This is a genomic window from Kitasatospora sp. NPDC005748, assembly GCF_040630735.1.
Taxonomy (GTDB): domain Bacteria; phylum Actinomycetota; class Actinomycetes; order Streptomycetales; family Streptomycetaceae; genus Kitasatospora.
Genome location: NZ_JBEXYD010000015.1, coordinates 68,154 through 91,669, shown reverse-complemented (window position 1 = coordinate 91,669; position 23,516 = coordinate 68,154). Strand labels below are relative to the sequence as shown.

At 75.7% G+C, this 23,516-nt stretch carries 23 protein-coding genes; 12 read left to right on the top strand and 11 right to left on the bottom strand.

The features are described 5' to 3' along the window. The first annotated feature begins 221 nt into the window (after positions 1–221). Positions 222–1,172, top strand: coding sequence for an IclR family transcriptional regulator (locus ABZ495_RS14555; RefSeq protein ID WP_359806249.1), 951 nt, complete (start codon positions 222–224; stop codon positions 1,170–1,172). A 517-nt stretch (positions 1,173–1,689) separates the two neighbouring features. Continuing rightward, the gene (locus tag ABZ495_RS14550) at positions 1,690–2,448 is read left to right on the top strand and encodes a dienelactone hydrolase family protein (protein ID WP_359836003.1); all 759 of its coding nucleotides are present in this window, start codon (positions 1,690–1,692) and stop codon (positions 2,446–2,448) included. 20 nt (positions 2,449–2,468) lie between these two features. Here ABZ495_RS14550 and ABZ495_RS14545 read toward each other — a convergent pair whose 3' ends face one another. The 5 genes from ABZ495_RS14545 to nirB form a co-directional block, all read right to left on the bottom strand. Beyond that, complete coding sequence (locus ABZ495_RS14545; RefSeq protein WP_359836000.1) at positions 2,469–3,080, bottom strand: universal stress protein; 612 nt, start codon at positions 3,078–3,080, stop codon at positions 2,469–2,471. Positions 3,081–3,258: 178 nt separating this feature from the next. Continuing rightward, positions 3,259–3,930, bottom strand: coding sequence for a helix-turn-helix domain-containing protein (locus tag ABZ495_RS14540; protein ID WP_359806257.1), 672 nt, complete (start codon positions 3,928–3,930; stop codon positions 3,259–3,261). A 92-nt stretch (positions 3,931–4,022) separates the two neighbouring features. Then, on the bottom strand, positions 4,023–5,381 hold the full coding sequence (locus tag ABZ495_RS14535; protein WP_359835998.1) for a nitrate/nitrite transporter: 1,359 nt from the start codon (positions 5,379–5,381) through the stop codon (positions 4,023–4,025). Further along, positions 5,378–5,800: a nitrite reductase small subunit NirD gene (nirD, locus tag ABZ495_RS14530; protein ID WP_359835996.1), complete on the bottom strand. Its 423-nt coding sequence runs from the start codon at positions 5,798–5,800 to the stop codon at positions 5,378–5,380. Before nirD ends, ABZ495_RS14535 begins: the two co-directional genes overlap by 4 nt. Then, positions 5,797–8,391, bottom strand: coding sequence for a nitrite reductase large subunit NirB (nirB, locus tag ABZ495_RS14525; protein ID WP_359835994.1), 2,595 nt, complete (start codon positions 8,389–8,391; stop codon positions 5,797–5,799). The genes nirD and nirB overlap by 4 nt, the downstream gene beginning before the upstream one ends. Before the next feature lie 344 nt (positions 8,392–8,735). Between nirB and ABZ495_RS14520 the strand changes: the two genes are divergently transcribed. The 3 genes from ABZ495_RS14520 (at position 8,736) to ABZ495_RS14510 (ending at position 12,545) form a co-directional block, all read left to right on the top strand. After that, positions 8,736–9,884: a uroporphyrinogen-III synthase gene (locus ABZ495_RS14520; protein WP_359806265.1), complete on the top strand. Its 1,149-nt coding sequence runs from the start codon at positions 8,736–8,738 to the stop codon at positions 9,882–9,884. 116 nt (positions 9,885–10,000) lie between these two features. After that, the gene (locus ABZ495_RS14515) at positions 10,001–10,813 is read left to right on the top strand and encodes a sirohydrochlorin chelatase (protein ID WP_359835992.1); all 813 of its coding nucleotides are present in this window, start codon (positions 10,001–10,003) and stop codon (positions 10,811–10,813) included. Positions 10,814–10,937: 124 nt separating this feature from the next. Then, the gene (locus ABZ495_RS14510; RefSeq protein ID WP_359835990.1) at positions 10,938–12,545 is read left to right on the top strand and encodes a carboxyl transferase domain-containing protein; all 1,608 of its coding nucleotides are present in this window, start codon (positions 10,938–10,940) and stop codon (positions 12,543–12,545) included. 83 nt (positions 12,546–12,628) lie between these two features. On the opposite strand, the gene ABZ495_RS14505 is transcribed toward ABZ495_RS14510, so the two are convergent. The 3 genes from ABZ495_RS14505 to ABZ495_RS14495 form a co-directional block, all read right to left on the bottom strand. After that, a complete protein-coding gene (locus ABZ495_RS14505) occupies positions 12,629–13,582 on the bottom strand; it encodes a hypothetical protein (protein ID WP_359835987.1) in 954 nt (317 codons plus the stop codon). A 2-nt stretch (positions 13,583–13,584) separates the two neighbouring features. Further along, entirely contained in the window at positions 13,585–14,118 is a 534-nt protein-coding gene (locus ABZ495_RS14500; protein WP_329490929.1) for a SigE family RNA polymerase sigma factor, read from the bottom strand. Positions 14,119–14,290: 172 nt separating this feature from the next. Beyond that, positions 14,291–15,265, bottom strand: a complete 975-nt coding sequence (locus tag ABZ495_RS14495; protein WP_329490928.1) for a helix-turn-helix transcriptional regulator — start codon at positions 15,263–15,265, stop codon at positions 14,291–14,293. Between the two features lie 115 nt (positions 15,266–15,380). Between ABZ495_RS14495 and ABZ495_RS14490 the strand changes: the two genes are divergently transcribed. Together ABZ495_RS14490 and ABZ495_RS14485 are read left to right on the top strand one after the other, a co-directional pair. Further along, positions 15,381–16,175: an NAD(P)H-dependent oxidoreductase gene (locus ABZ495_RS14490; RefSeq protein WP_329490927.1), complete on the top strand. Its 795-nt coding sequence runs from the start codon at positions 15,381–15,383 to the stop codon at positions 16,173–16,175. Between the two features lie 517 nt (positions 16,176–16,692). Then, a complete protein-coding gene (locus tag ABZ495_RS14485; RefSeq protein WP_329490926.1) occupies positions 16,693–17,067 on the top strand; it encodes a transglycosylase SLT domain-containing protein in 375 nt (124 codons plus the stop codon). Between the two features lie 251 nt (positions 17,068–17,318). Here ABZ495_RS14485 and ABZ495_RS14480 read toward each other — a convergent pair whose 3' ends face one another. Then, on the bottom strand, positions 17,319–17,777 hold the full coding sequence (locus ABZ495_RS14480; protein WP_359835983.1) for an HD domain-containing protein: 459 nt from the start codon (positions 17,775–17,777) through the stop codon (positions 17,319–17,321). Between the two features lie 143 nt (positions 17,778–17,920). On the opposite strand from ABZ495_RS14480, the gene ABZ495_RS14475 reads away from it, so the two are divergent. After that, positions 17,921–18,910 carry an AEC family transporter gene (locus tag ABZ495_RS14475; protein WP_359835981.1) on the top strand — a complete coding sequence of 330 codons (990 nt, stop codon included), beginning with the start codon at positions 17,921–17,923 and terminating at the stop codon, positions 18,908–18,910. Between the two features lie 274 nt (positions 18,911–19,184). Continuing rightward, entirely contained in the window at positions 19,185–19,532 is a 348-nt protein-coding gene (locus ABZ495_RS14470; RefSeq protein WP_329490922.1) for a hypothetical protein, read from the top strand. Positions 19,533–19,605: 73 nt separating this feature from the next. Here the strand turns inward: ABZ495_RS14470 and ABZ495_RS14465 are convergent, their stop codons facing one another. Then, complete coding sequence (locus tag ABZ495_RS14465; RefSeq protein ID WP_359836054.1) at positions 19,606–20,040, bottom strand: MarR family transcriptional regulator; 435 nt, start codon at positions 20,038–20,040, stop codon at positions 19,606–19,608. A gap of 185 nt (positions 20,041–20,225) precedes the next feature. On the opposite strand from ABZ495_RS14465, the gene ABZ495_RS14460 reads away from it, so the two are divergent. After that, complete coding sequence (locus ABZ495_RS14460) at positions 20,226–21,095, top strand: alpha/beta fold hydrolase (protein WP_359835979.1); 870 nt, start codon at positions 20,226–20,228, stop codon at positions 21,093–21,095. Between the two features lie 172 nt (positions 21,096–21,267). Here ABZ495_RS14460 and ABZ495_RS14455 read toward each other — a convergent pair whose 3' ends face one another. After that, positions 21,268–21,531 carry a dsRBD fold-containing protein gene (locus ABZ495_RS14455; protein WP_329490920.1) on the bottom strand — a complete coding sequence of 88 codons (264 nt, stop codon included), beginning with the start codon at positions 21,529–21,531 and terminating at the stop codon, positions 21,268–21,270. A gap of 282 nt (positions 21,532–21,813) precedes the next feature. Between ABZ495_RS14455 and ABZ495_RS14450 the strand changes: the two genes are divergently transcribed. After that, entirely contained in the window at positions 21,814–22,806 is a 993-nt protein-coding gene (locus ABZ495_RS14450) for a DMT family transporter (RefSeq protein WP_359835977.1), read from the top strand. Between the two features lie 29 nt (positions 22,807–22,835). Next, the gene (locus ABZ495_RS14445) at positions 22,836–23,510 is read left to right on the top strand and encodes a DUF6629 family protein (protein ID WP_359835975.1); all 675 of its coding nucleotides are present in this window, start codon (positions 22,836–22,838) and stop codon (positions 23,508–23,510) included. Positions 23,511–23,516 lie beyond the last annotated feature (6 nt).

The window sequence follows — 23,516 nt, the reverse complement described above, 5'->3', positions numbered from 1 at the left end:
AACGCCTTGATGTGGGGGTACGGCAGAGCGACCGCTCGGGTGGGCCGCGGCGCCTGCTCGATGCCACGGACGTTAGGCGGGGGCGCTCGGGGGCAACAAGAGGCCGTTCGGGAAGTTTTGCAGTGCACAACGCTGTATCGAAGAATCGGCTAACCCGGCGCGAGGGGGTACCGTCTGACCACCGCCGCAGTCCGGCGGTGGAACGAGAGGGGAACGGACCGATGACGGAGACGGGGACCGGGTCGCAGGCCCGGCCACAGACCGGATCGGAGCCCGGACCGAGACCCGCGCCGGAGCCCGCGCCGGCGGCCGGCGCGGTCGACGGGAGCGACTCCGGGGAGCCGGCGAAGGACGGCGCGGAGCCGGCGAAGGCGGCCGCGAAGAAGGCGGCGGGTTCCGAGCGCAACCAGTCGTCCTCGCTGCGCCGCGCGCTGGCCGTCCTCGGCCACGTACGCGACCACGGCAACGGGCGGGGCGTACCGCTCGCCCAGCTCGCCGAGGCGCTGGGCCTCAACAAGAGCACCGTGCTGCGGCTGGCCGGCCCGCTGCTGGACGAGCACCTGCTCGACCGCGACCGGGAGACCGGCTGGTTCCGCCTCGGCCACGGCTCGCTCCGCCTCGGCCAGGCCTACCTGTCCACTCTCGACCTGCGCAGCGTCGCCGCCGAGCACCTGCGGCGGCTGCAGCGCGAGGCCGGCGAGACCGTGCACCTGACGGTCTGGCAGGCCCCCGGCATCGTGTACCTCGACAAGGTCGAGGACGAGACCAACGTCCGGATGGCCTCCCGGGTCGGCAGCCGGGCGCCCGCGTACTGCACCGCGACCGGAAAGGCGATCCTCGCCTGGCTGCCCGACGAGGCCGTCACCGAGGTGGTCGCCGCCGGGCTGCGCCCGGTCACCGCCTGGACCATCTCCGACGAGACGCACCTGCGGGCCGACCTCGCCCGGATCCGCGCCCGCGGCTACTCGATCGACGACCGGGAGAACGAGCCCGAGGTCCGCTGCGTCGCCGCCCCGATCTTCGACCACACCGGCGAGGTGACCGCCGCGCTGTCCGTCTCCGGCCTCACCTCGCGGATGACCGCCGCGCGGGTCCGCTCGCTCGGCCCGGTGGTCGCCCAGGTCGGCCTGCGGATCTCGCGCGAACTCGGCTCCGACCGCCAGCCCGGCTGACCGCGCTCCGGCCGGCCGGCCGTATTCCGTCCGGCCGACCGCATTTCCGGCCGGCGCGAATCCGGCGGGCCGGCCCCGGCGACGGGACCGTCGGTACCCGGAGAACGAATGAGGTCCGGTGCCTTTCCAGGCACCGGACCTCATTCGGATTGGAGCGCCAGGCCCGGGTTGAACGGACTCTCCCTACTGAAAGTAGGACGTGCTCCGGTAGCACCACTGACGCCTGACGAGGAATCATCTCCCTCGCGACAGGAAGAAGACTAGCAGGTCAGGGGCCGTGCTCCGAAACGGCCCGGGCATCGGCCGAATCCGGGAAAACAGAAGAGGTCCGGTGCCTGGAAAGGCACCGGACCTCGTCCGATGTGGAGCGCCAGGCCCGGGTTGAACGGACTCTCCCTACTGAAAGTAGGACGTGCTCCGGTAGCACCACTGACGCCTGACGAGAGATCATCTCCCTCGCGACAGGAAGTACAGTACCAGCTCGGAGACCCCGTCCCGAACCCGAGGAGAATCCCGGATGACCGGTCAGCGCCCCACCCCGCCCGAGGTCGTCGAGTACACCCCCGGCCACCTGATGGACGTCCACCGCCCGGTGGGTGCCGAAGGTCCGGCGGCCGTCGTCCTGCTCTGGCACGGGCGGGGCTCGGACGAGCGGGACGTGCTGCGGCCGCTGGCTCAGGAGGCGGCGGGGCTGGGGCTGCTGGTGCTCGTCCCCGACTGGCGCTCGGACCAGGAGGACGGCGGCCGTGCGCGGCTGCTGGCGTCGTTCGAGTACGCCCGCCGGGAGGCGGCCTCGTTCGGCGGCGATCCGGCCCGGTTCGTGCTCGCCGGCTGGTCGCTGGGCGGGCGCGAGGCCGTCGCGCTGGCCACCCACCCGGACACCCCCGAGGAGGTCCGCCCGACGGCGGCCGTCGGGATCGCCTCCGCCTACGGCCGCCCGGCCGTGACCACGGGCGAGGCCCCGCTGCCGCTCCTCGCCGAGCGGCCCTCCCCCGTCCCGGTCTGGCTGGTGCACGGCACCGCCGACGACCTGGTGCCCGCGGCGCTGAGCCGGGAGCTGCACGCCGCGCTGACCGAGCGGCGCTCGCCGGTACGGCTGCTGGAGCTGGACTCCGACCACGCCGGCGTGGTGCTGACCGAGTACGACCCGGCCGTGGAGCGCTGCCGCCCCGCCCGGGCGGACCACGCCGTGCGCGCCGGCCGCGCGACCGCCCGGGTCCTGGCCGAGGCGGCGGCCGTCGGCGCACCGGCCCGGGCCGCCGACCCGGCCCGCTGACCGAGGGAAGCGGGCCGCGGTCAGCTGCCGACGGTGAGGGGCAGCGCGCGGACGTGGTGGTGGCGTTCGAGGGCTTCGAGGTCGCGCTGGAGCGGTGGCTTGGGTACCGCCAGGACGGGGCAGGCGGCGTGCCGCACGCAGTAGGCCGTCACGGACGGGCGCAGGGCGCGGGCGAGCGCCCCGCGGCCGCCGGCGCCGAGGACGAGCTGGTCCCCGGGGCGGTCGGCGGAGCGGACCAGGGCCCGGCCGGTCTCCCCGCGCACGGCCTGGCAGCGCAGCCGGACGCCCGCCGGGCCGCCGCCGAAGGCCTCGTCCAGGGCCTGTCGCAACCGGGCGACGGCCGCGTCGCGGCAGGCACTGAGCAGCGGCGGGCAGGGGGACCGGCGGTAGCCGAACTCGCCGCCGGCCGGCGTCCAGCAGAGCACCGCGAGGACCTCGGCGTCGGTGCGGCGGGCCTCGGCGACCGCGTGGTGCAGGGCGGCCAGGCTGCCGAGTGACCCGCTGACCCCGACCACGAGGCGGCCGCGCCCGTCCGGTCCGCCACCCGGCCCGACCGTCGACTCGCCCGTCGGCTCGTCCGTCGGCCCGACCGTCGACTCGTCTCCGTGGATTCCGGCGCCGTTGTCCGCCATCGCCCTGCCCGTCCTTCCGGCTGTCCTGCCGCGCTGTCGCGTGTCTCGCTGTCGGACTCAGCAAAGCCGGGCCGCGGCCGGAGCGGCCGTCCGTTGACGGAGCCCTGACGCGCGGCGGGCCGATCCGTACGCGGTCCTGACGGCGCTCCCCCCGACGGCCGCGGGGTGCACGGCCGGGTCAGGCGCCGGGGCCGTCCGCCTCCCAGAGGTCGGCGAACATCTTGTCCAGGTGCTCCTCGCCGATCGGCGGGACGGGGAGCGGGTGGGCGGCCCGGGTACGGAAGCCGTCGAGCAGGAGGGCGAGGTAGCGGCGCCAGAGGTCGGGGCGCAGCTCGGTGGTGGCGGGCAGGGCCCGGCAGAGCGGGCCGAGCATGAAGAGCAGGTCCATGGTGGCGACGTCGGGGCGCATGGTGCCCTGCTGCTGCGCCCGGGCGACCAGGGTGCCGACCGTCACCGCGTTCTGCCGGCTGATCGCGATCATCGCGGGGGTGGTGGGGATGGCCTGGGTGACCAGGTCGTTGATGCCCCGGTCGGCGGCGACCAGCTCGAAGATCCGCTCGAAGTAGCGCTCGATCGCGCTCCAGGCGTCCTCGGCGGCCAGTGCCTCCCGGGCCGCGCCGTCGAGCAGTGCGGCGGCGTCGGCGAAGACCTCGGCGATCAGTGCCTCGCGGGTCGGGAAGTGCCGGTACAGCGTCGCGTTGCCGACGCCGGCCTCCTTGGCGATCTGGTCCAGCGGGACGTCCAGGCCCTGCCGGGAGAACAGCTCGCGGGCGGCGGCCAGCAGCAGGTCGCGGTTGCGCTGGGCGTCGCGTCGCAGCCGGCCGGGGGTCGTCGCGCTGCTCGATGCCATGCGACGACCCTAGCAATCGCGTCCGCCCGGGCCCGGGCACCGGACCGGCCCCGGGGTGGGCGACACCCCGGGGCCGGTCCGCGCGACCGCGGTCAGCGTGACGCGCGGGGCCGCAGCCAGACCGCCCAGGTCAGCGCCGAGCAGAACAGGTAGGCCGCGAGGAAGCCGAGGTACGCGGCGTCGCCGTTGTGGGTGCTGAGGAAGGACTGCCGGAAGGCCAGGTTGACCAGCACCCCGCCGAACGCCCCCACCGCCCCGGCCAGTCCGATCAGCGCGGACGACCGGCGGCGCGAGTCGGCCTCGGCCCCGGCCGGATCGGCGCCGGCCGCGACCTCCGCCCGGGCCCGGTCCTGGTAGTGCGCCGGGATCATCTTGTAGGTCGAGCCGTTGCCGATGCCGCTCAGCACGAACAGCGCGACGAAGCCGGCGAGGAACAGCGGCAGCGAACCGGCCCGGGAGGCGGCCAGCACGACGGCCGTGCCGGCGCCCATCCCCACGAAGGTGGCCAGGGTGACCCGCGGACCGCCCCAGCGGTCGGCCAGCCGCCCGCCGACCGGCCGCAGCAGCGAGCCGAGCAGCGGCCCGAGGAAGGTCAGCGCGGCAGCCTTGACCGGCGTGTCGAAGCGGTCGTGGAACTGCACCTGCAGGACCTGCCCGAAGGCGAAGCCGAAGCCGATGAACGAGCCGAAGGTGCCGATGTACAGGGTGGAGACCGCCCAGCCGTACGGGTCGCGGGCGACCTCGCGCAGCGCCCGGCCCTCGCCCCGCGGCGGGACGGCGAGGTTGTCCATCCGCCACCAGGCTCCGGCCGCGGCCAGCACGATCAGCGGCAGGTAGAGCAGCGGCAGCAGCCGGGGGTGCGCCGCGCCGGCGGTGGCGAGCACCAGCAGGCCGAGCAGCTGCACCGCCGGGACGCCGAGGTTGCCGCCGCCGGCGTTGATGCCGAGCGCCCAGCCCTTGAGGCGGTGCGGGTAGAAGGCGTTGATGTTGGCCATCGAGGAGGCGAAGTTGCCGCCGCCGACCCCGGCGACGCAGGCCACCGCGAGCAGCGTGCCGTAGTGCACGCCCGGGGTCAGCACCAGCGCCGCCAGCGCGGTGGGGACGAGCAGCAGCAGTGCGCTGATCACCGTCCAGTTGCGGCCGCCGAACCGGGCCACCGCGAAGGTGTACGGCAGGCGCAGCGTCGCGCCGAGCGCGGTGGGCAGGGCGGTCAGGGTGAACTTGCCGGCCGTGTCGATGTGGTACTCGGGGCCGAGGAAGAGCACGAGCACCGACCAGAGGCTCCAGACCGAGAAGCCGATGTGTTCGGAGAGCACCGAGAAGACCAGGTTGCGCCGGGCGATCCGGGCTCCGGTCCGGTCCCAGAACGCGGTGTCCTCCGGGTCCCAGCCGGCGAGCACGGTCGGGGCGGGTCTGCTGCCGGGGCGTCCGGTCTCGACGACGGCGCTCATGCGGGGGCCTGCGCGGTGGCGCGGGCGGGCACGGCGGGGCGGGCTGGCACGGCGGGGCGGGCCGCGGCGGGCGCCGGCTCCACCGCGCTGCGGACCGGCCAGAGCCTGAGGACGGCGGGGGTGCCGTCGGGGGCGGTCTCCTCGTCGAGGCAGCGGCCGTCGGTCAGGTCGAAGACCTGCTTGTACATCGGGGACGCCAGGGTGGGCCGCTCGCCGCGGCTGCCGAGCAGGCCGCGCGAGAGGACGTGCGCGCCGCTGAACGGGTCCCGGTTGTCGAGGGCGTGCAGGCCGCCGGAGCGGTCCCGGAAGACGGCCACCTGCTCGCCGTCGAGCAGCACCGCCACTCCTCGCCCGGGTTGCAGGTCGTCGAGGGTGCAGACGGTACGCCAGCGGGTGCCGTCGTGGATTTCCACGGTCACGGGGTGAGCACCTCCAGTCGGGGCCCGGCCACCAGGACCGGAGCGGGGGTGGTGAGGACGCGCCCGTCCTCGCCGGGGCGGGCGGGGCGGATCTGGCCGCGTTCGGGGACGAAGGTGACGGCCGGGTCCGGGGTACCGGGGGCGTTGACGAAGGAGGAGAAGCGCCGGAGCCGGTCGGGGTCGGCCAGGGTGGCCGCCCATTCGTCCTGGTAGCAGCCGATGTGACGGGCCATCAGCCCGTCCAGCTCGGCGGCGATGCCGAGCGAGTCGTCGATGACCACCGCGCGCAGGTGGTCCAGACCGCCCTCCAGGCGGTCCAGCCAGACCGAGGTGCGCTCCAGGCGGTCGGCGGTGCGGATGTAGAACATCAGGTAGCGGTCGATGGTGCGGATCAGCGTCTCGCGGTCCAGATCGGCTGCCAGCAGGTCGGCATGACGGGGCGTCATGCCGCCGTTGCCGCCGACGTAGAGGTTCCAGCCGGCCGAGGTGGCGATCACGCCGAAGTCCTTGCTCTGCGCCTCGGCGCACTCGCGGGCGCAGCCCGAGACCGCCGACTTGAGCTTGTGCGGGGAGCGCAGGCCCCGGTAGCGCAGTTCGAGCTCGATCGCGAGGGCGACGGAGTCCTGGACGCCATAGCGGCACCAGGTCTCGCCGACACAGGACTTCACGGTGCGCAGCGCCTTGCCGTAGGCGTGGCCGGACTCGAAGCCGGCGTCCACCAACCTGGCCCAGATGCCCGGGAGTTGGTCCACGCTGGCACCGAAGAGGTCGATCCGCTGGCCGCCGGTGATCTTGGTGTAGAGGCCGTAGTCGCGGGCGATCTCACCGATCGTGATCAGGCCCTCGGGGGTGATCTCACCGCCGGGCACCCGCGGCACCACCGAGTAGGAGCCGTTGCGCTGCAGGTTGGCGAGGAAGTGGTCGTTGGAGTCCTGCAGCGCGGCCTGCTCGCCGTCCAGGATGTGGCCGCCGCCGAGGCTGGCCAGGATCGAGGCGACGGTCGGCTTGCAGACCTCGCAGCCCTCGCCCTGCCCGTACCGGTCGAGCAGGTCGGAGAAGCCGGTGATGCCGGTGACCCGGACGATCTCGTACAGCTCCGCGCGGGTCTGCGCGAAGTGCTCGCACAGGCCGGTCTGCGGGGCGAACCCGGCGGCCGCCAGCTCCTCGCCGACCACGGTGGCGAGCTGCTTGACGCAGCTGCCGCAGCCGGTGCCGGCCCGGGTGCACTTCTTGACCGCGGCGACGCTGTCGCAGCCCTGCTCACGGACGGCGGCGCGGACCGCCCCCTGGGTGACGTTGTGGCAGGAGCAGAGCACCGCCTCGTCGGGCAGCGCGACCGGTCCGGCGGTGGAGAGCCCGGCGGGCAGCACCAGCTGCTCGGGCGGGACGGTCAGCGGCCGGCCGGCCACCGCGAGCGGGCGCAGGGTGCCGTAGGAGTCGGTGTCGCCGACCAGGACGCCGCCCAGCAGCGCGCCGTCGGCGCCGATCACCAGCTTGCGGTAGACGCCGAGCCGGCTGTCGCTGTAGAGCACGTCGACGGCGCCCTCGGCGGCGCCGTGCGGGTCGCCGAAGCTGGCCACGTCCACGCCGAGCAGCTTGAGCTTGGTGGAGGTGTCCGCGCCCACGAAGCCGTCGCCGGGGCGGTCGGCCAGTTCGCGGGCGGCGGTCTCGGCCATCTGGTACCCGGGGGCGACCAGGCCGTAGACCCGGCCGTCGGCAGCCTGGGCGCACTCGCCGATGGCCAGCACGGCCGGGTCGGCGGTGCGGCAGCGCTCGTCGACCACGATGCCGCCGCGGGCGCCGACCGGCAGGCCGCAGTCGCGGGCCAGCTGGTCGCGCGGGCGGATGCCGGCGGAGAACACCACTAGGTCGGCGGCGAGTTCGCGGCCGTCGGAGAGGCTCAGCGCCCGCACCCGGCCCTCCGGCCCGGTCGCCACGGCGTCGGCGGCGGCACTGGTGTGCACGGTCACGCCGAGGTCCTCGATCTTGCGGCGGAGCAGGGCCCCGCCACCGTCGTCCACCTGGACGGCCATCAGCCGGGGCGCGAACTCGACCACGTGGGTGGACAGGCCCGTCGCCCGCAGCGCGCCGGCGGCCTCCAGGCCGAGCAGGCCGCCGCCGACCACCACGCCGATCGTCGCCCGCTCGGCGTCGGCCCGGATCGCGTCCAGGTCCTCGATGGTCCGGTAGACGTGGCAGCCGGCCGCGTCCCGGCCGGGGACGGGCGGCACGAAGGGCGCGGACCCGGTGGCCAGCACCAGGGCGTCGTAGCGCACCTGCCGGCCGGCCCGGGTGGTGACCGTACGGGCGGCGCGGTCGATGGCGGTGACCGGGTCGCCGAGGCGCAGGTCGATGCCGTGCTCGGCGAGGAAGCCGGGCGGGCAGAGCGCGAGGTCCTCGGGCGTCCGGCCGTCGAACAGCGAGCTGAGGTGGACGCGGTCGTAGGCCGGGCGCGGCTCCTCGGCGAGGACGGTGACCCGCCAGCGATCGGCGCCGGGCTGCTCGGTCCAGGCCTCCAGGAAGCGCTGGCCAACCATGCCGTGGCCGACCAGGACGAGCTCCCGTGGTCGGTCGGGCGAGTGCGACGTCATCGCGGTACTCCTCGGGTCGTACGGGGGTGCGGGGTGGCGGGGTCTGTGGGGGGCTGCTCGGGCGAGCGGGTACGGCGGATGGGGCGGGTGGGCCGGGTGTCCGGCGGGTGGGGCGGGTGTCCGGCGAGTGGTCCGTCGGGTGCCGCCCTCATGCCGAAGAATCTGACCGGTGGTCGTTTCGCGGTCGGGTCCCCCGTGTTGCGCGCGCGGTACGCCTCGCTCACGGCCTCCGGGGGGCGGGGTGCGCGGCAGGACATCAGCCGTAACCGGGGGGCCGGTTTCGCTTACGCCCGGGTGACCGGCGGGCAACCCCGCCGTAACGCGGAGAAAGCACCCTTGCGCCCATGGCAACCTCCCCCACCCCCACCGGCCCGCGTCCCGGCGCACCCCCCGGCCCACTGACCGGCTTCACGATCGGGGTGACCGCGGCCCGCCGCCGCGACGAACTGGTCGCCCTGCTCAGCCGGCGCGGCGCCCAAGTGGTCGAGGCCCCCGTGCTGCGGATCACCCCGCTGGCCGACGACCTCGCCCTGCGCCGGGCCACCGAACTCTGCCTGGCCGCCCCGCTGGACTACGTGGTGGCCACCACCGGCGTCGGCTGGCGCGGCTGGATGAGCGCCGCCGAGGGGTGGGGCCGGGGCGCCGCCCTGGCCGACGCCTGCCGCAGCGCCCTGGTGCTCAGCCGCGGCCCCAAGGCGACCGGCGCCGTCCGGGCGAGCGGCCTCGACGAGGCCTTCTCCCCCGGCTCCGAGGCCACCGACGAGCTGCTCACCTGGCTGCTCGCCCGCCCGCTGGCCGGCCGTCGGGTCGCCATCCAGGAGCACGGCGTCCGGCTGGACGCCTTCGCGGCGGCGCTGCGCGAGCGCGGTGCCGAGGTGATCTCCGTACCGGTCTACCGCTGGGAGGCCCCGGACGACCCGACACCGGTACGGCGGCTGGTCGAGCAGACCGTCCGGCGGCAGGTCCACGCGCTCACCTTCACCAGCGCCCCGGCCGTCAGCGCCTTCGTGGAGACGGCCACCGCCGAAGGACTGCGGGAGCCGCTGCTGGACGCCCTGCGCGGCGACGTCCTGCCGGTCTGCGTCGGCGCGCTCTGCGCCCGGCCGTTCGCCGACCTCGGCCTGCCCGTGCTGTTCCCCGAGCGCGGCCGGCTGGGCTCCCTGGTCCGCTACCTCGGCGAGACACTGCCCGGCCGGAACCGGCGCGAACTCGCCCTCGCCGGAAGGCTGCTGACCCTCCAGGGCAACGCCGTACTGGTCGACGGCGAGAGCCACTGGCTGAGCCCGCGCGGGGCAGCCGTGCTGCGGGCGCTCGCCGAACAGCCGGGCCGGGTGCTCAGCCGGGCCGAACTGCTGCGCACCGTCTGGGTGGACGCGGCGGCGGACGAGCACGCGGTCGAGGCGGCGATCGGCCGGCTGCGGGCCGCGCTCGGGCCGCACGGCGGGCTGATCCGGACGGTCCCGAAGCGCGGCTACCGGCTGGCGGCGGCCTGATGCGCCGGACAGCCGCGAGGCGGAACGGGCCGGAGCGGACGACCGACGCGGCCCCGCGGAACCTGACGGACCGGCTGCCCGGGGACCGTCCCCGGGCCCGGCCGGTGATGAGCCCGGTGCGGGAGTCGGCGGCCCGGCCGGCGCCGCGCGGCGGCCGCCCGGTGCTGCTGGCCGTCGCCCACGGCAGCCGCGATCCGGCCGGAACGGCCGCCACCAGGGCGCTGCTCGCCCGGGTCCGCGCGCTGCGCCCCGAACTCGACGTCCGCTGCTGCTTCCTGGACCTCGCCGCGCCCTCCCTGCCCACCGCGCTGGGCGAGCTGTCCGCCGGCGAGCCCGCCGTCCTGGTGCCGCTGCTCCTCGGTACCGGCTACCACCTGCGGGTGGACATCCCCGGCACGCTGGCCGACGCCGGTCTGCCGCACGTCCGACTCGCCCCCGCGCTGGGCCCGAGCCCGCTGCTGGCCGCCGCCCTGGCGGACCGGCTCGCCGAGAGCGGCCGCCCGGCCGGCGCCGGACCGGTGGTGCTCGCGGCGGCCGGCTCCTCCGACCCGGTCGCCGCCGCGGACACCGCCCGGACGGCGCGGCTGCTCGCCCGCCGGCTCGGCGAGGGCCGGCCGGTCGTCCCCGCCTACCTCTCGGCGGCCCGGCCGACTCCGCAGGAGGCGGTCGAGGCCCTGCATGCGGCCGGCCACCGCGAGGTCGCGGTTGCCACCTACCTGCTCGGCCCGGGGTTCTTCGCCGACCGGGCGGCCGGCACCGCCGCCCGGTGGACCAGCGCCCCGCTCGGCACGCACGACGCGCTCGCCCGCCTGGTCGCCGACCGCTACGACCGGGCCTGCCGCCCGGCCCGCCCCGGCCGCGCCGACCACGCCGACCACGACAACCGCACCGCCGTGCCCCGGCGGGAGGAGGCCGCCGCGCTCCGCTGAGCCGGCGCACGGCGGTCGACGCGGTCGGCGCGCGCAACCCCCGCCCCCGAAGCTGTCGACCCGGTCACACCCGCCCGTCGGTCCGGGACGGCTGGTCGGCCGCTGCGTAGGGTGGATCTTGTCGATGCGGACGGCTCGGACGGCGGGGTGGGTTGTGGGGACCGGAAGTTCACTGACGGCACGTCAACTCATCGGCCTGCTGGTGGACCAGGGATCGTTCCGGAGCTGGGACGAGCCGGTCGGGGCGCAGTCGGCCGACGCCGACTACCTGGCCGCACTGGCCAGGGCGCGCGAACGCACCGGGGTGGACGAAGCGGTGATCACCGGGGTCGGGCTGCTCGCCGGCCGGCCGGTGGCGCTGGTCGCCTCCGAGTTCGGCTTCCTCGGCGGCTCGATCGGGGTGGCCACCGCGGAACGGATCACCCGGGCCGTGGAACGGGCGACGGCCGAGCGGCTCCCGCTGGTCGCCCTGCCGGTGTCGGGCGGGACGCGGATGCAGGAGGGGTCGGCGGCCTTCCTCTGCATGCTGCGCATCACCGCCGCCGTCCAGGCCCACCGCGCGGCCGGCCTGCCGTACCTCAGCTACCTGCGCAACCCCACCATGGGCGGGGTCTTCGCCTCCTGGGGGACGCTGGGACAGCTGGTGTTCGCCGAGCCGCGGGCCCGGCTCGGGTTCCTCGGGCCCCGGGTGTACCAGGAGTTGCGGGGCGTGGAGCTGCCCGCGGACGTGCAGCTCGCGGAGACCCTGGCCGGGCGCGGCCTGGTGGACGCCGTGGTGGCGCCGGAGGACCTGCGGGAGGTGCTCCGACGGTCGCTGGCCGTCCTGGCCCCGGCCGCGAGCGTGCCGGATTCCGTGACCGCACCGGAGGCCGTACCCGCACCGGACACCGTGACCGCACCGGACGCCGCACCCGCGCCGGACACCGCGACCGCCCGAGAGCCGGACGCCTGGGACTCCGTGCGGCGCACCCGCCGCCCCGACCGGCCGGGGGCGCGCGAGCTGCTGCGCCGGACGGCCGACGAGCTGGTCCTGCTGGACGCGCCAGGCGGCCGTGGCGGCGCCCTGGTCCGGGCCCTCGCCGTCCTGCACGGCCGGCCCGCCCTGATCGTCGGGCAGCAACGGCAGGGTCCGGACCACGAACGCCCTTTCACCGCCGCCGACCTGCGGGCCGTACGGCGCAGCGCCCGGCTCGCCGAGCAGCTCGGCCTGCCGCTGGTCACCGTCGTCGACACGGCCGGCGCCGAGCTGTCCGCGGCGGCCGAACTGGACGGCATCGCCGTCGAGATCGCGCACTGCCTGACCACCCTGCTCGCCCTGCGCACGCCGGTGCTGGCAGTGCTGCTCGGCCAGGGCTCGGGCGGCGGCGCCCTCGCGCTGCTGCCCGCCGACCGGGTGCTCGCCGCCGGCCACGCCTGGCTCGCGCCGCTGCCGCCCGAGGGCGCCTCCGCGATCGTCCACCGGGACGGCGCGCACGCCGCCGACCTCGCCCGCTCGCAGGGCATCGGCGCGGCCGACCTGGCGGCGGTCGGCCTGGTCGACGCCGTGGTGCCCGAACGGCCGGACGCCGCCGACGAGCCGGCCGCGTTCTGCGACCGGCTCGGCCGGGCGGTCGGCGCGGCGCTCACCGCACTCGCCGGGGTACCGGAGGCCGAGCGGCTCACCGCCCGCGCCCGGCGCCACCGCCGGCTCGGGGACCTGCTCGTCGATACGGCCCGCGGCGGCACCGCCTAGGACTCACTGACCAGTCGCGCCGCACCGGCGCGCGGCGGGAACGGTCGGACAAGCCGCGGCTCCCCCGGGAGGCGGGTCCGGCCTCACTTCAGGAAGTCGACGTGGTCACCGCCCTTCATCGGCACGCCGTCGCGGTCGAACAGCTGCCACGACTGCGCGGCCTTGCCCGCCGGCCGGGCCACCGCGATCCAGCGCACCGGGGAGTCCCCCACGGTGACCGGCTGCGGCTCGTACGTCGTGCCGTCCGTCCAGGTCACCGTCACCCGGCCGACGTTCGGGTCGAGCCGCGCCGACACCACGTCGAGCGGGGCCACGGTGTCGCCCTTGCCCCGGTGGCCGACCAGGCCCCCGCTGAGCGAACCCACCGTGTCGACGGGCGTCGCGGGCGCGGACGGCGCCGGGACGCTGCCCTGGGAGTCATGGCCGAGGCGCACGCCGTCCACCGTGAAGTAGGTGTTCGTGACGTCGTCCTGGGGCTGCCAGTACTGCTTGACGAACTCCTCCGTCGGCGCGGTGAGCTCCGGGTCCACGGCGTGCCGCTCCTGCCAGATCGCCTGGGCCTGCTGGTAGGCCTGGTCCTGCCGGGCGAGCGGCCAGAGCGCGATCCAGAGCTTCCACTCCTTGCCGTCGGCGGTGCCCTGGGCGACCACCGCCCGGGCCGGGGTGAAGGGGTCGCGGACCGCCGCCGTCGGCGGGGCCGTGGTGGTGGAGGTGTCGGCCGCCGGTCCGCCACCGGTGCCGCCGCCGGTCCCGGACCCGGCCGGGGCGAGCGCCCCGACCGACGTGCCGCCCGCGCCGGCTCCGTGCAGACCGATCGTCGTGCCGCCGGCCAGCACCACCACGGTGCCCAGCGCGACCGCCCCCACCAGGGTCCGTCGCCGCCGCCGCAACCGGCGACCGCCCGCCATGATCTCCGGCAGCGGCACCGCCCCGACCCGCGCCCCGGCCGCGGCCTCCGCCAGCCCGAGCCCGACCCACACCGCCGAGTCGCCGTCGTCCGTCGCGCCCGCGGCGCCCGTCCGGTCGTTGCCGCGCATGCTCATACCGCACCTCCGACGTGTGTCATGCCCTTGAGTTCCTTCAGCACCGAGACCTCTCGGAGCCTCGCTATCCCCTTCGCCGCCTGGCTGCGCACCGCTCCCACCGAGCAGCCCATCGCCACGGCGGCCTGGCTGTCGCTCAGGTCCTCCCAGTGGCGCAGCACGACGGCCTCGCGCTGGCGGGGCGGCAGGGTGGCGAGCGCGGCCAGCAACGCCGAGCGCTGGTCGGACCGCGCGTAGCCGTCCTCCTCGCCCGCCGTCTCCGGCACGGCGTGGACCAGCAGTTCCGGCGGGCGGCGCCGGAAGCGGCGGGCGTGCTGGTTCACCAGGATCCGCCGCACGTAGGCGTAGGGGTCCTCGGCCCGGCGGACCTTCCCCCAGGCCGCGCAGGCCTTCTCCGCCGCGGACTGCACCAGGTCCTCGGCCGCGTACTGCTCCCCGGCCAGCAGGTACGCCGTACGCAGCAGCCGTGGCCAGGCCCCGACGATGAACGCCTGGAACTCGTCGTCCCGGTCGGTCTTCGTTTCTCCCATGAGCACCTCCTCACCCCTCCTGAGCCCGGACCGGGCCGGAACCGCTTCCTCCGCGGCGAATCCGGTGCGGTCCGCGTTCGCGCCCGGGGCACCGGGCGGTGCGGTAGGGGGAGGTGGGGAGGCGGCGGGCGCGAGGCTCCGGGGGCGCTCCCGGCGCCCTGCCGTGGACGCCTCAGGCGTCGGAGTACCGCACCGGCCCGGCGGCCCGCTCCTGCTGCGACGCCGCCACGGCCTCGGCCAGCCGGGCCAGCGCGGCGGCCTCCGGGCTGTTCTCCGCCGCGCTGAACACGTGCACGACCAGGCCCGTCTCGCCCGGTGCGGCGGGCACGTGCAGCGTCTCGTAGTCCAGGGTGAGCAGCCCCGCCACCGGGTGCCGCAGCCGTTTGCGGCCCGCGCCGCACACCACGATCTCGCCGGTGGCCCAGATCCGCCGGAAGTCCGCGCTGCGCGCCGACAGTTCGGTGATCAGCGCGGCCAGCTCCGTGTCGTCCGGGTAGCTCCCGGCGGAGACCCGCAGCTGGCCGACGGCCTCGCGGGCCCGGTCCTCCCACTCGGGGTGGACGTCCCGGGAGCCGGGGTCGCAGAACAGGTACCTGGCGTTGTTGCCGTCCCGGCCGCCGGGTGTGCCGAGCCCGCCCATCAGTTCGGCGCCCAGCGCGTTCCAGGCCACCACGTCGAGGTGGGGGGTCGTCGCGAAGGCGGGGAAGTGGACGACGGCGTCCAGGAGCCGCCGCAGCTGCGGGCTGACCCGCGCCGCGGGCGCGGTGCCGCGCCGGGCTCCGGCCAGGGTGGCGAGGTGCCGGCGCTCGGCGGCGTCGAGGCCGAGCGCCCGCGCGAGCGCGTCGAGCACCTCGGTGGACGGCTGGGTGGCCCGGCCCTGTTCGAGGCGGACGTAGTAGTCGACGCTGATCCCGGCGAGCTGGGCCAGTTCCTCGCGGCGCAGCCCGCGGACCCGCCGGTGACGGCCGCCGGCGATGCCGACGTCCTCCGGAGCGACGCGGCCGCGCCGGGCCCGCAGGAAACCGCCGAGCGCCCGCCGGGTGTCGCCGACCCCGTCGACCGCCCCCACCGTCCCGACCGCCCCGAAAGCCTCCACCCGGCCGCCGCCCCCGCCCGTGCCGTCCGTCGTCGTGTCCGTGTGCCTCATCCCGCCCCCGTTTCCTGGCGTCCAGTATGGGTGGCCCTCCCGGTACCAGGATCACCGGTCCTCCGGTTGACCAGGGTTCTGGCTGCCCGGCCGCGCCCGGGAGAGCGTGTACGACATGACCGCAGCCACGCCACAGCAGCAGAAGATCCTCGTCGTCAGCGCCCACCCGGACCCCCGCTCGCTCAACACCGCCCTCACCGCGTTCGCGGTCGACCGCCTGCGCGGCGCGGGGCACGAGGTCCGGCAGTCCGACCTCTACGCGATGAAGTGGAAGGCCGGGCTGGACGCCGACGACTTCCCCGCCCACGCGCCGGACGAGCGGCTGCACGTGATGGCCGCCTCGGAGCGGGCCACGCTGGCCGGGCGGCTGTCGCCGGACATCGCCGCGGAGCAGGAGAAGGTGCGCTGGTCGGACGCGGTGATCCTGCAGTTCCCGCTCTGGTGGTTCTCGACCCCCGCGATCATGAAGGGCTGGATCGAGCGGGTGTTCACCGCCGGGTTCGGCTACGGCCCGGCCCTGCCTCCCCCCTACACCCAGGACTCCGCCCTGGCGGGCCGGCGCGCGCTGATGTCCGTGACGGCGGGCGCCCGGGAGACGTCGCTCCTCGACCGGGGCATCCACGGCCGGCTGGCGGACGTGCTCCACCCGGTCCAGCACGGCCTCTTCTGGTTCACCGGTATGGCACCGCTGGAGCCGTTCGCGGTGTACGACGCGAACGAGCTGTCCGAGGAGCGCTTCGAGGCGGCGAAGGAGGCGTACGGCCGGCGGCTCGACGGGCTCTTCACCGACGAGCCGGTCCCGTTCCGGTCGCTCGTCGGGGGTGACTACGGCCGCGACATGCGGCTGATGCCGGGTGTGGAGGCGCCGGGGACGGGCGGGTTGGACCTGCACGTCCGCTCGCGCGGCTGAGGAGCCCGGGCGGCGGGACCCGGTCCGGGCCGTCGGGGCGCCCACCGAGGGCGCATCGGTGTGGCGCCGCTCTCAGATCGTCTGTACCCGTAGTGGTTCCCCCGGACCGGTCCGTGACGGGCCCCGGTGGCCCGCCGGTGAGTGCGCTCACACACGAAAGGCCGCCACGACGGGCGGTAGTCGTTCTCGGGACAGCCACTCGGTCGGCCGCCGATCGCCGATCCGACCAGGCCGGCGGGCACGCCGCAGGCGGCTCCGGAGGACCCTTCGAATCCACGGCACGGCCCCGGCTACGACGCCCGGTCGTAGCGAGGGGGTCTTGGCGACGGCCGATCCCGTCTGGCAACAATGGCTCAGTCGTCAGCCGCTCCGGCACCTGTCCCGCCGGAGCACGGCTTACTGCCGAGTCACGCCCCGCGACCGCATCGGCCCCTGTCCGGCCAACGGTCGAGGCGGGGCGTGACACCGGCCCAACCCGATTGAGGTCTTCTCCTTCATGCCCGCTTTCAAGCTCCGTATGCGTACTTCCGCCGCTCTTCTCGCCGGCGCCGCCGGTCTGACCGCCCTGGGCGCCGGCCTGGTGCCCGCCACCGCCTCGGCCGCGACCGTGTCCCCCCAGGCCCTCGCCGCCCAGATCGTGCCGGCCGGCCAGCTCGCGTCGTTCAGCCAGATCATCAGCCACGAGTCCAGCTGGAACGTGACCGCGACCAACCCCAGCTCGGGCGCGTACGGCCTGGCCCAGGCGCTGCCGGGCTCGAAGATGGCCTCCGCCGGTGCGGACTGGAAGACCAACCCGAAGACCCAGATCAAGTGGGCGCTGGACTACATGAACTCCCGCTACGGCAGCCCGAACGCCGCCTGGTCGTTCTGGCAGACCCACCACTGGTACTAAGCCGAACTCTTCCGAGCCACCGGGCCGGCCGGCCGATCGATCAATCGATCGCCGGTGCTCCGCCGGGGCTCCGGCTGCCGCAGCCAGACCACTGTCCCCCCTCACCCCGGGGATCGGACAGGGATCACCGGGGTGACCGAGAGGGCCCGTGCACGCGCGATCCGCGTGCGCGGGCCCTCTCGCCCGTCTCCGGCCCCGGGCCGGGCGAACCCGAGCGGGCCGGGCGGACCGGTGCCGGGCGGCGAAGGGTGTCAGTCGCCGTCCACGTCCACCAGGCCGAGCAGTTCGCGCATCCGGCGGTACTTGGCGGCCAGCCGTTCGGCCGTCGGCGCGTCCAGGGTGGCCAGCCGGGCCGGACTGGAGTTGTGGGCCAGGTCGGCCCGCTTGACCAGGAGCGCGCCGGGGGTCGCCAGGATGCGGGCCGTGTACTCCTCCACCGGCTCGCCGGGGCGCTTGGTGAGGGCGTCCACGATCGCCTTGGTGTCCTCGGACAGGGCCGCGGCGGCCAGCCACTCGCGGGTCAGCACCTCGTCCTCGATCGCGTCGTGCAGCCAGCCCGCCGCGATCTGCTCCTCGCTGCCGCCGCGTTCCGCCACACCGTGCGCCACCGCGGCGAGGTGCTCGCTGTAGGGGTGACCGTTCTTGTCGACCTGCCCGTCATGGGCACGCCGCGCGATCGTCTCGACCTCGGCCAGGCTCAGGTTCTCCACCGGGCCATGGTAGGCCGGGAGCCCCCGCGGGATGCCCGGCCGACTCGGCCGGGAGGGCGTCTGGTTGACTGCGGCGGTGCCGGGAGACCCCCGCGAGCCGCGTACCGGACACCGCCGGACACCCCGGACCACCCCGAGGAGCCATGCCCAGTCTGCACCCGTTGCTCTCCGGCTTCGCCCCGATCTGGGCCCTCATCGGGATCGGCTACCTGGTCGGCCGCAGCGGACTGCTCGGGCCGCACGCCGACGCGGTGCTGAGCCGGTTCAGCTTCCACCTGGCCATGCCCGCGGCCCTGTTCCTGATGATCGCCCGGACGCCGCTGAACCGGTTCGCCAACCCGTCGATGCTGGCCTTCGCCGCCGGGACGGCGCTCGCCGCCGGTCTCGGCCTGCTGGCCGCCCACCGGTTCTTCGGCCGGGGGCTCGCCTCGGGCACGATCGGCGGGATGGCCTCCGGCTACGTCAACTCCGCCAACCTCGGCATTCCGGTGGCCCTCCAGGTGCTCGGCGACGCGTCCTTCGTCGGACCGGTGGTGCTGTTCCAGACCCTGCTGGTCACCCCGATCGTGCTGACCGTGCTGGACACCGGCCGCGCCGGCCGCCGGGCCGCGCTCACCCTGCCGGTGCGCAACCCCATCCTGCTGGCGGTCGCGCTCGGCGCCGCGGTCTCGGCGACCGGCTGGCACCCGCCCGCCGAGCTGGCCCGCTCCTGCGAACTGCTCGGCGGCGCGGGCGTACCGGCCGCGCTGGTGGCCCTCGGCATGTCGCTGCACGGCCGCCCGGCGACCGCTGCGGACACCGGTACCGGCGCCGGCACCGTTCCTGGTGCCGGTGCCCACATCGGTGCGGGCCCCGGCAACCGCCGGTACGCGGAGGTCGGGGTGACGGTGGTGCTCAAGACGCTGATCCAGCCACTGGCGGCGTTCGCCGTCGGGGCCGGCCTGCTCCACCTGCCGCCCCACCAACTGCTCACCGTGGTGCTGTTCTCCGCCCTGCCGACCGCGCAGAACGTGTTCGTCTACGCCGCCCAGTACGGGCACAGCACCACGCTCGCGCGGCGCTCGATCCTCTGCTCCACCCTGGTCTCGATGGCGACGCTGTCACTCGTCAGCCGGACGCTCGGACCCGGCTGAGCCGTACGGCCCGGCGGCACCGTCGGACCGGCACCGCGACGGCGGGTCGGCCCGGCCGACGAAGCGGGCGGCGAAGCGGGCGTTGAAGTGGGCGTTGAAGTGGGCGACGTGGGTGAAGCGTGGGGAATTCGTGGAGCCCGACGGGGGCGGGATCCGGTGCCCGCCGGTACGCCGCCGGTGGGGAGCCGTCAAGAACCCGCCCGACCTGTACGAGACGCGTGCGACCGGGCGGAAAGCATCGCCTCCCGGGCGGCGCGGTGGAATGCTGGCGAGCATGACTGAAGCCAACCGTCCACCCATGGTCAAGCGTCAGTGCCCCGCCGTCGTCACGCTCCCGCAGTCCGATGTGGATCACTTCAACAGCCTGCCGCACGCCGCCTTCATGATGGAGCAACACCTCCGCTGCGAGCTCGTCGCCGGGCACGAGAGCACCCACTGCGCCCTCGTCCAGGGCGTCGGCAACGACCTGCACTGGGCCTCCTGGCCCGTGTACACGGTCGAGTTGGCGCCGCGCTGCCCGGCCGAGGCCGGGCTGAAGGGGCCGGAGCACGTCAGGGAACCCGACTTCTGCCTGCTCCGCGAGGGCCACCCCGGGGACCACTTCGGCGAGACCTGGTTCTGATCCCCCGGCGCCCCCCCGGGAGCGCCCCGCGTCACCGGCCCCGGACGACGATCGCCTCGCGTCCGCGGTCCGGTCACTCCTCCCGGGCCGTGGCCACCACCTCGGTCATGGCCAGCAGGAACCGCCGGGCCGTCGCCAGCTCCGCGGGGTCGAACCGGCCCATGACGGCCACCAGATCGGCGATCAGCCCGCCGAAGAAGCCCTGCCCGAGCTCCACCGCCCGCTCCTCGACCACCAGCCGGACGCGTCGGCGGTCCCCGGGGTCGCGCTCGCGGCGGATCAGGCCGAGCCGCTCCAGCCGGTCGACCAGGCCGGTGGTGCCCGCCGAGTTCAGCCGCAGCGCCTCGCCGAGCCGGCCCGGCGTCACCAGCGTCCCGGCCCGGGCGGCGTCCAGCAGGTGGATCAACGCGCGCAGGTCGGTCGGGTGCAGGCCGTGGCGGCCGGCGAACTCCGCTCCGAACAGGTCCAGTTCGACGGTCAGGCCGCGCAGCAGATGGACCAGCCGCATCGGCTCCTCGGGTTCGTCCACCTCGTTCTCCTTCCGCTCCAGGTGCGGTGGCACTATTGTCTCGCTCAGCGAGATTATTGTTCAGCGAGTAATTTTGCCACCCGCCGGAGGACAGCAGAATGTCAGCACGCGCCTCACGCGCCTCACGCTCCTCACGAACCTCGCAGTGCACCCGGACCACCGGCGTGGGCGGCGCCGACGGTCCGCTCGATGCGTTCCTCGCCGCCTACGACGCCGTGCTGGCCCGCTGGCCCGTCCCCGTCGAGCCGCTCACCGTCCGGACGCCGCACGGCACCACCCGCGTCAACGCCTGCGGCCCCCGCGACGGGCGGCCGCTGGTCCTGCTCCACGGCGGCGGCGCGACCTCCACCGGCTGGCTCGCCGCGGTCGAGGCGCTCACCTGCGCCGGGCACCGCGTCCTCGCCGTCGACCTGATCGGCGACCCGGGGCGCAGCGTCCACGACGGCGCCCCGCTCGGCGGTGTGCCCGGCCTGCTGGGCTGGCTGGACGCCGTGCTCGACCGGCTCGACGTGCCCGAGGCCGACTTCTGCGGTCACTCGTACGGCGGGTGGATCGCCCTGGAGTACGCCCTGCACGCCCCCGCCCGGGTCGGCCGGCTCGCCCTGCTGGATCCGACCCAGTGCTTCGCCGGCTTCCGCGCCGGCTACCTGCTGCGCGCGCTGCCGCTCTTCCTGCCGCCCCGCTCGGCCGGCCGGGCCCGCGCCTACCTGGACTGGGAGAGCGGCGGCAGCGGCCTGGACGCCGGCTGGCGCGAACTCTACGCCCTCGGCCACGCCGGGTTCCCGGCCTCCCGGGTGGTCACCGGACCTCGCCCGACGCGTGAACGACTGGCCGCCCTCGGGGCGCCGGCCCTGGTCCTGCTCGCCGAACGCAGCCGTACCCACGACGCGCGCCGCGTGGCCGCGTCGGCCCGCGAGGCCCTGCCCGGCGCCATCGTCGCCGTGCTGCCCGAGGTCTCCCACCACACCCTGCTCACGGCCCGGCCCACCGAGCTCACCGACCGGCTCACGTCATTCCTGTACGGCGCCGCGTGACCGGCTTCGAACCGGAGGGCGGCGGGGCCCAGTAGCTCACGGGCCGTCCGAGCGGAACGGCCGCGGCGCCGGCGCCGCCATCCACCCCGTGGGTCCCGGACGGCGCACACCGGCCGGCCCGGGTGCGCGGGTCAGGTCGACCGGCCGGGCGGACGGCGGGTCAGCGGACGGTTCAGTAGATCAGGTAGCCCGGCCGGTGGCCCTCGTCCTCGATCTCGCCGGTCGCCTGGGCCCGTAGCTTGCGGGACAGCGCCTCCAAGGCGCGGGAGGCGGCGACCTCCTCACCGATCCGGGCGAGCGGGCGGTCCTCCGCGCTCTTGAGCGACTCTCCGTGGGCGCTGAGGCCCGGTGCCCTGGCACCGGTCAGCCTCGCGTCGCATCCCGTGTGCACGCCGTCTTCCTCGAAGCTCAGCTCCACATCCCACTGGTTGTGCATGCCACACCTCCTGGCGCCTGCCCCCGTCGCGCCCACTCGGGCCGGCACGGTTGCGGACCCGTGGCGGCTGCTCACCCCAGCGTGCGCCCCCGGCGCCCGGGGCGGCAAGCGCGGCCCCGGGCGCCGGGGGCGGCCGCGGAAGCAGCCGTCCGGCCCAGGCCGGCCCGCGTCCCGGCGGTCGGGTCAACGCCCCGGCGGTACGCTGGCGGAAACGTGCCGCGACCGCCGTCGAACCACGGATCGCCGGTCCGGCGCGGGCAGCGACGTTCGGGTGGTCCCTTCGTGGTGGTCTTCCTCCTCGCACTGAGCGCCGCCTGCTGCCTGGGGCTCGGATTCGTCCTCCAGCAGCACGCGGCACAGCGTGCCCCGCGTGCCGACCTGCTGCGCTGGCGGCTGCTGCTGGACCTGCTGCGGATGCCCGAATGGCTGCTCGGCACCGGGTTCATGGTCAGCGGTCTGATCCTCTCCGCACTCGCCCTCAACCAGGGCGAGGTCTCGCTGGTCGAGCCGCTGCTCGCCACCAATCTGCTGTTCGCGATGGCGCTGTCCCGGGTACTGACCCGGCAGAGCCTCGGCCGGTCCGGCTGGGCCGGCGTGCTGCTGCTCGCACTCGGTGTGACGGCGTTCATCGTGGCCGGCCGCCCCACCGGGGGCGGCGAACCGGCCGGGGAGCTGCGTCACTGGGTGGTGGTCGGCACCGTGGTCGGCCTGACGGTGCTGCTGGTCTCCACGGCCCGCCGGATGCCGCTGTTCGAGGAGGCCACCCTGCTCGCCCTCGCCGCCGGCCTGCTCTACGGCCTCCAGGACGCGCTCACCCGTACGACGACCCTGCGGCTGGACCACGACGGGCTGGACGCGGTGCTGCGCAGCTGGCAGCCGTACGCGGTGGTGGCGGCGGGGGTGGTCGGACTGCTGCTGGTGCAGAGCGCGTTCGAGGCCGCCCCGCTGCGGATGTCGCTGCCCGCGCTGACGGCGGCCCAGCCGATCACCGGGATCGCCTGCGCGGTGGGCTTCCTCGGCGACCGCCTGCGGGTCACCCCCGGTGCCCTGGCCTGGCAGGCCGCGGGACTGGTGGCGGTCGTCATCGGGGTGATCGTGATCGGGCGCCACCCGGCCATGCCCGGCAGCGGCCACCGGGCGGTCCCGCGCGCCGCCGAAGCCGCCGAAGCCGCCGACCGCCCGGACGGCGGGGACGGCGGGGACTCGCCGAACTCCCCGGACGGCCCGGACTCCCCGACCGGCGCGGGCCCCACCGACCCCACCGGCTCCCGGTAGCCGGGCCAGCCAAGGAACGGCGGCGACCCATGTGCTGGAGCGCGCAGGCGGACCTCGTCGCCGGCGGGGTGGTGTCGGGCATCGGCGTCCTCTGCCTGGTCCGGACCCACCGCGCCGGCCGCCCCGAGCGGCTGCCCCTCGCGGCCCTCCCGCTCGTCCTCGGCGTGCACCAGCTGATCGAGGCCGCGGTCTGGCACGGCGCCGAGGGCGGCCTCCCCGCCGGTCCGGCCGGGTGGGCCCGGACCGCGTGGGCCGTGATCGCGTTACCGCTGCTGCCCGTCCTGGTCCCGGTGGGGGTGTGGACCGCCACCCGCGACCGGGCCCGCCGGCGCCCGCTGCTGGGCTTCGTCCTGCTCGGCCTGCTGGTCGCGGTCCCGCTCGCGCTCGTCGTCGCGACCCGCCCGGTGACGGCCACCGCGCACGGCCACACCCTCGGCTACGCCGTCGGCATCCCGCACGCGGCGCTCCTGCTGACCGGCTACCTGGTGGCGACCGTCGGCCCGCTGCTCCTCAGCGGCGACCGCCTGCTGCGCCGGCTCGGCCTGCTCACCGGGGCGGGCGCCGTCCTCTGCGCGCTGCTCTGGCGGCTGGCCTTCGTCTCCACCTGGTGCGCCCTGGCGGCCCTGGCCAGCCTGCTGCTCCTGCACTGGACGGCCCGCCCGCCCCGGGACGCGGCCCCGGCCGGCGACCCGGCGGCGTTCTGACACCAC

Excerpts from the sequence above, each read along its gene's own strand:
- ABZ495_RS14555 (WP_359806249.1), top strand. The coding sequence starts at position 222 with ATGACGGAGACGGGGACCGGGTCGCAGGCCCGGCCACAGACCGGATCG.
- ABZ495_RS14550 (WP_359836003.1), top strand. The coding sequence starts at position 1,690 with ATGACCGGTCAGCGCCCCACCCCGCCCGAGGTCGTCGAGTACACCCCC.
- ABZ495_RS14545 (WP_359836000.1), bottom strand. The coding sequence starts at position 3,080 with ATGGCGGACAACGGCGCCGGAATCCACGGAGACGAGTCGACGGTCGGG.
- ABZ495_RS14540 (WP_359806257.1), bottom strand. The coding sequence starts at position 3,930 with ATGGCATCGAGCAGCGCGACGACCCCCGGCCGGCTGCGACGCGACGCC.
- ABZ495_RS14535 (WP_359835998.1), bottom strand. The coding sequence starts at position 5,381 with ATGAGCGCCGTCGTCGAGACCGGACGCCCCGGCAGCAGACCCGCCCCG.
- nirB (WP_359835994.1), bottom strand. The coding sequence starts at position 8,391 with ATGACGTCGCACTCGCCCGACCGACCACGGGAGCTCGTCCTGGTCGGC.
- ABZ495_RS14520 (WP_359806265.1), top strand. The coding sequence starts at position 8,736 with ATGGCAACCTCCCCCACCCCCACCGGCCCGCGTCCCGGCGCACCCCCC.
- ABZ495_RS14510 (WP_359835990.1), top strand. The coding sequence starts at position 10,938 with ATGCGGACGGCTCGGACGGCGGGGTGGGTTGTGGGGACCGGAAGTTCA.
- ABZ495_RS14505 (WP_359835987.1), bottom strand. The coding sequence starts at position 13,582 with ATGCGCGGCAACGACCGGACGGGCGCCGCGGGCGCGACGGACGACGGC.
- ABZ495_RS14500 (WP_329490929.1), bottom strand. The coding sequence starts at position 14,118 with ATGGGAGAAACGAAGACCGACCGGGACGACGAGTTCCAGGCGTTCATC.
- ABZ495_RS14495 (WP_329490928.1), bottom strand. The coding sequence starts at position 15,265 with ATGAGGCACACGGACACGACGACGGACGGCACGGGCGGGGGCGGCGGC.
- ABZ495_RS14490 (WP_329490927.1), top strand. The coding sequence starts at position 15,381 with ATGACCGCAGCCACGCCACAGCAGCAGAAGATCCTCGTCGTCAGCGCC.
- ABZ495_RS14485 (WP_329490926.1), top strand. The coding sequence starts at position 16,693 with ATGCGTACTTCCGCCGCTCTTCTCGCCGGCGCCGCCGGTCTGACCGCC.
- ABZ495_RS14475 (WP_359835981.1), top strand. The coding sequence starts at position 17,921 with ATGCCCAGTCTGCACCCGTTGCTCTCCGGCTTCGCCCCGATCTGGGCC.
- ABZ495_RS14470 (WP_329490922.1), top strand. The coding sequence starts at position 19,185 with ATGACTGAAGCCAACCGTCCACCCATGGTCAAGCGTCAGTGCCCCGCC.
- ABZ495_RS14465 (WP_359836054.1), bottom strand. The coding sequence starts at position 20,040 with ATGCGGCTGGTCCATCTGCTGCGCGGCCTGACCGTCGAACTGGACCTG.
- ABZ495_RS14455 (WP_329490920.1), bottom strand. The coding sequence starts at position 21,531 with ATGCACAACCAGTGGGATGTGGAGCTGAGCTTCGAGGAAGACGGCGTG.
- ABZ495_RS14445 (WP_359835975.1), top strand. The coding sequence starts at position 22,836 with ATGTGCTGGAGCGCGCAGGCGGACCTCGTCGCCGGCGGGGTGGTGTCG.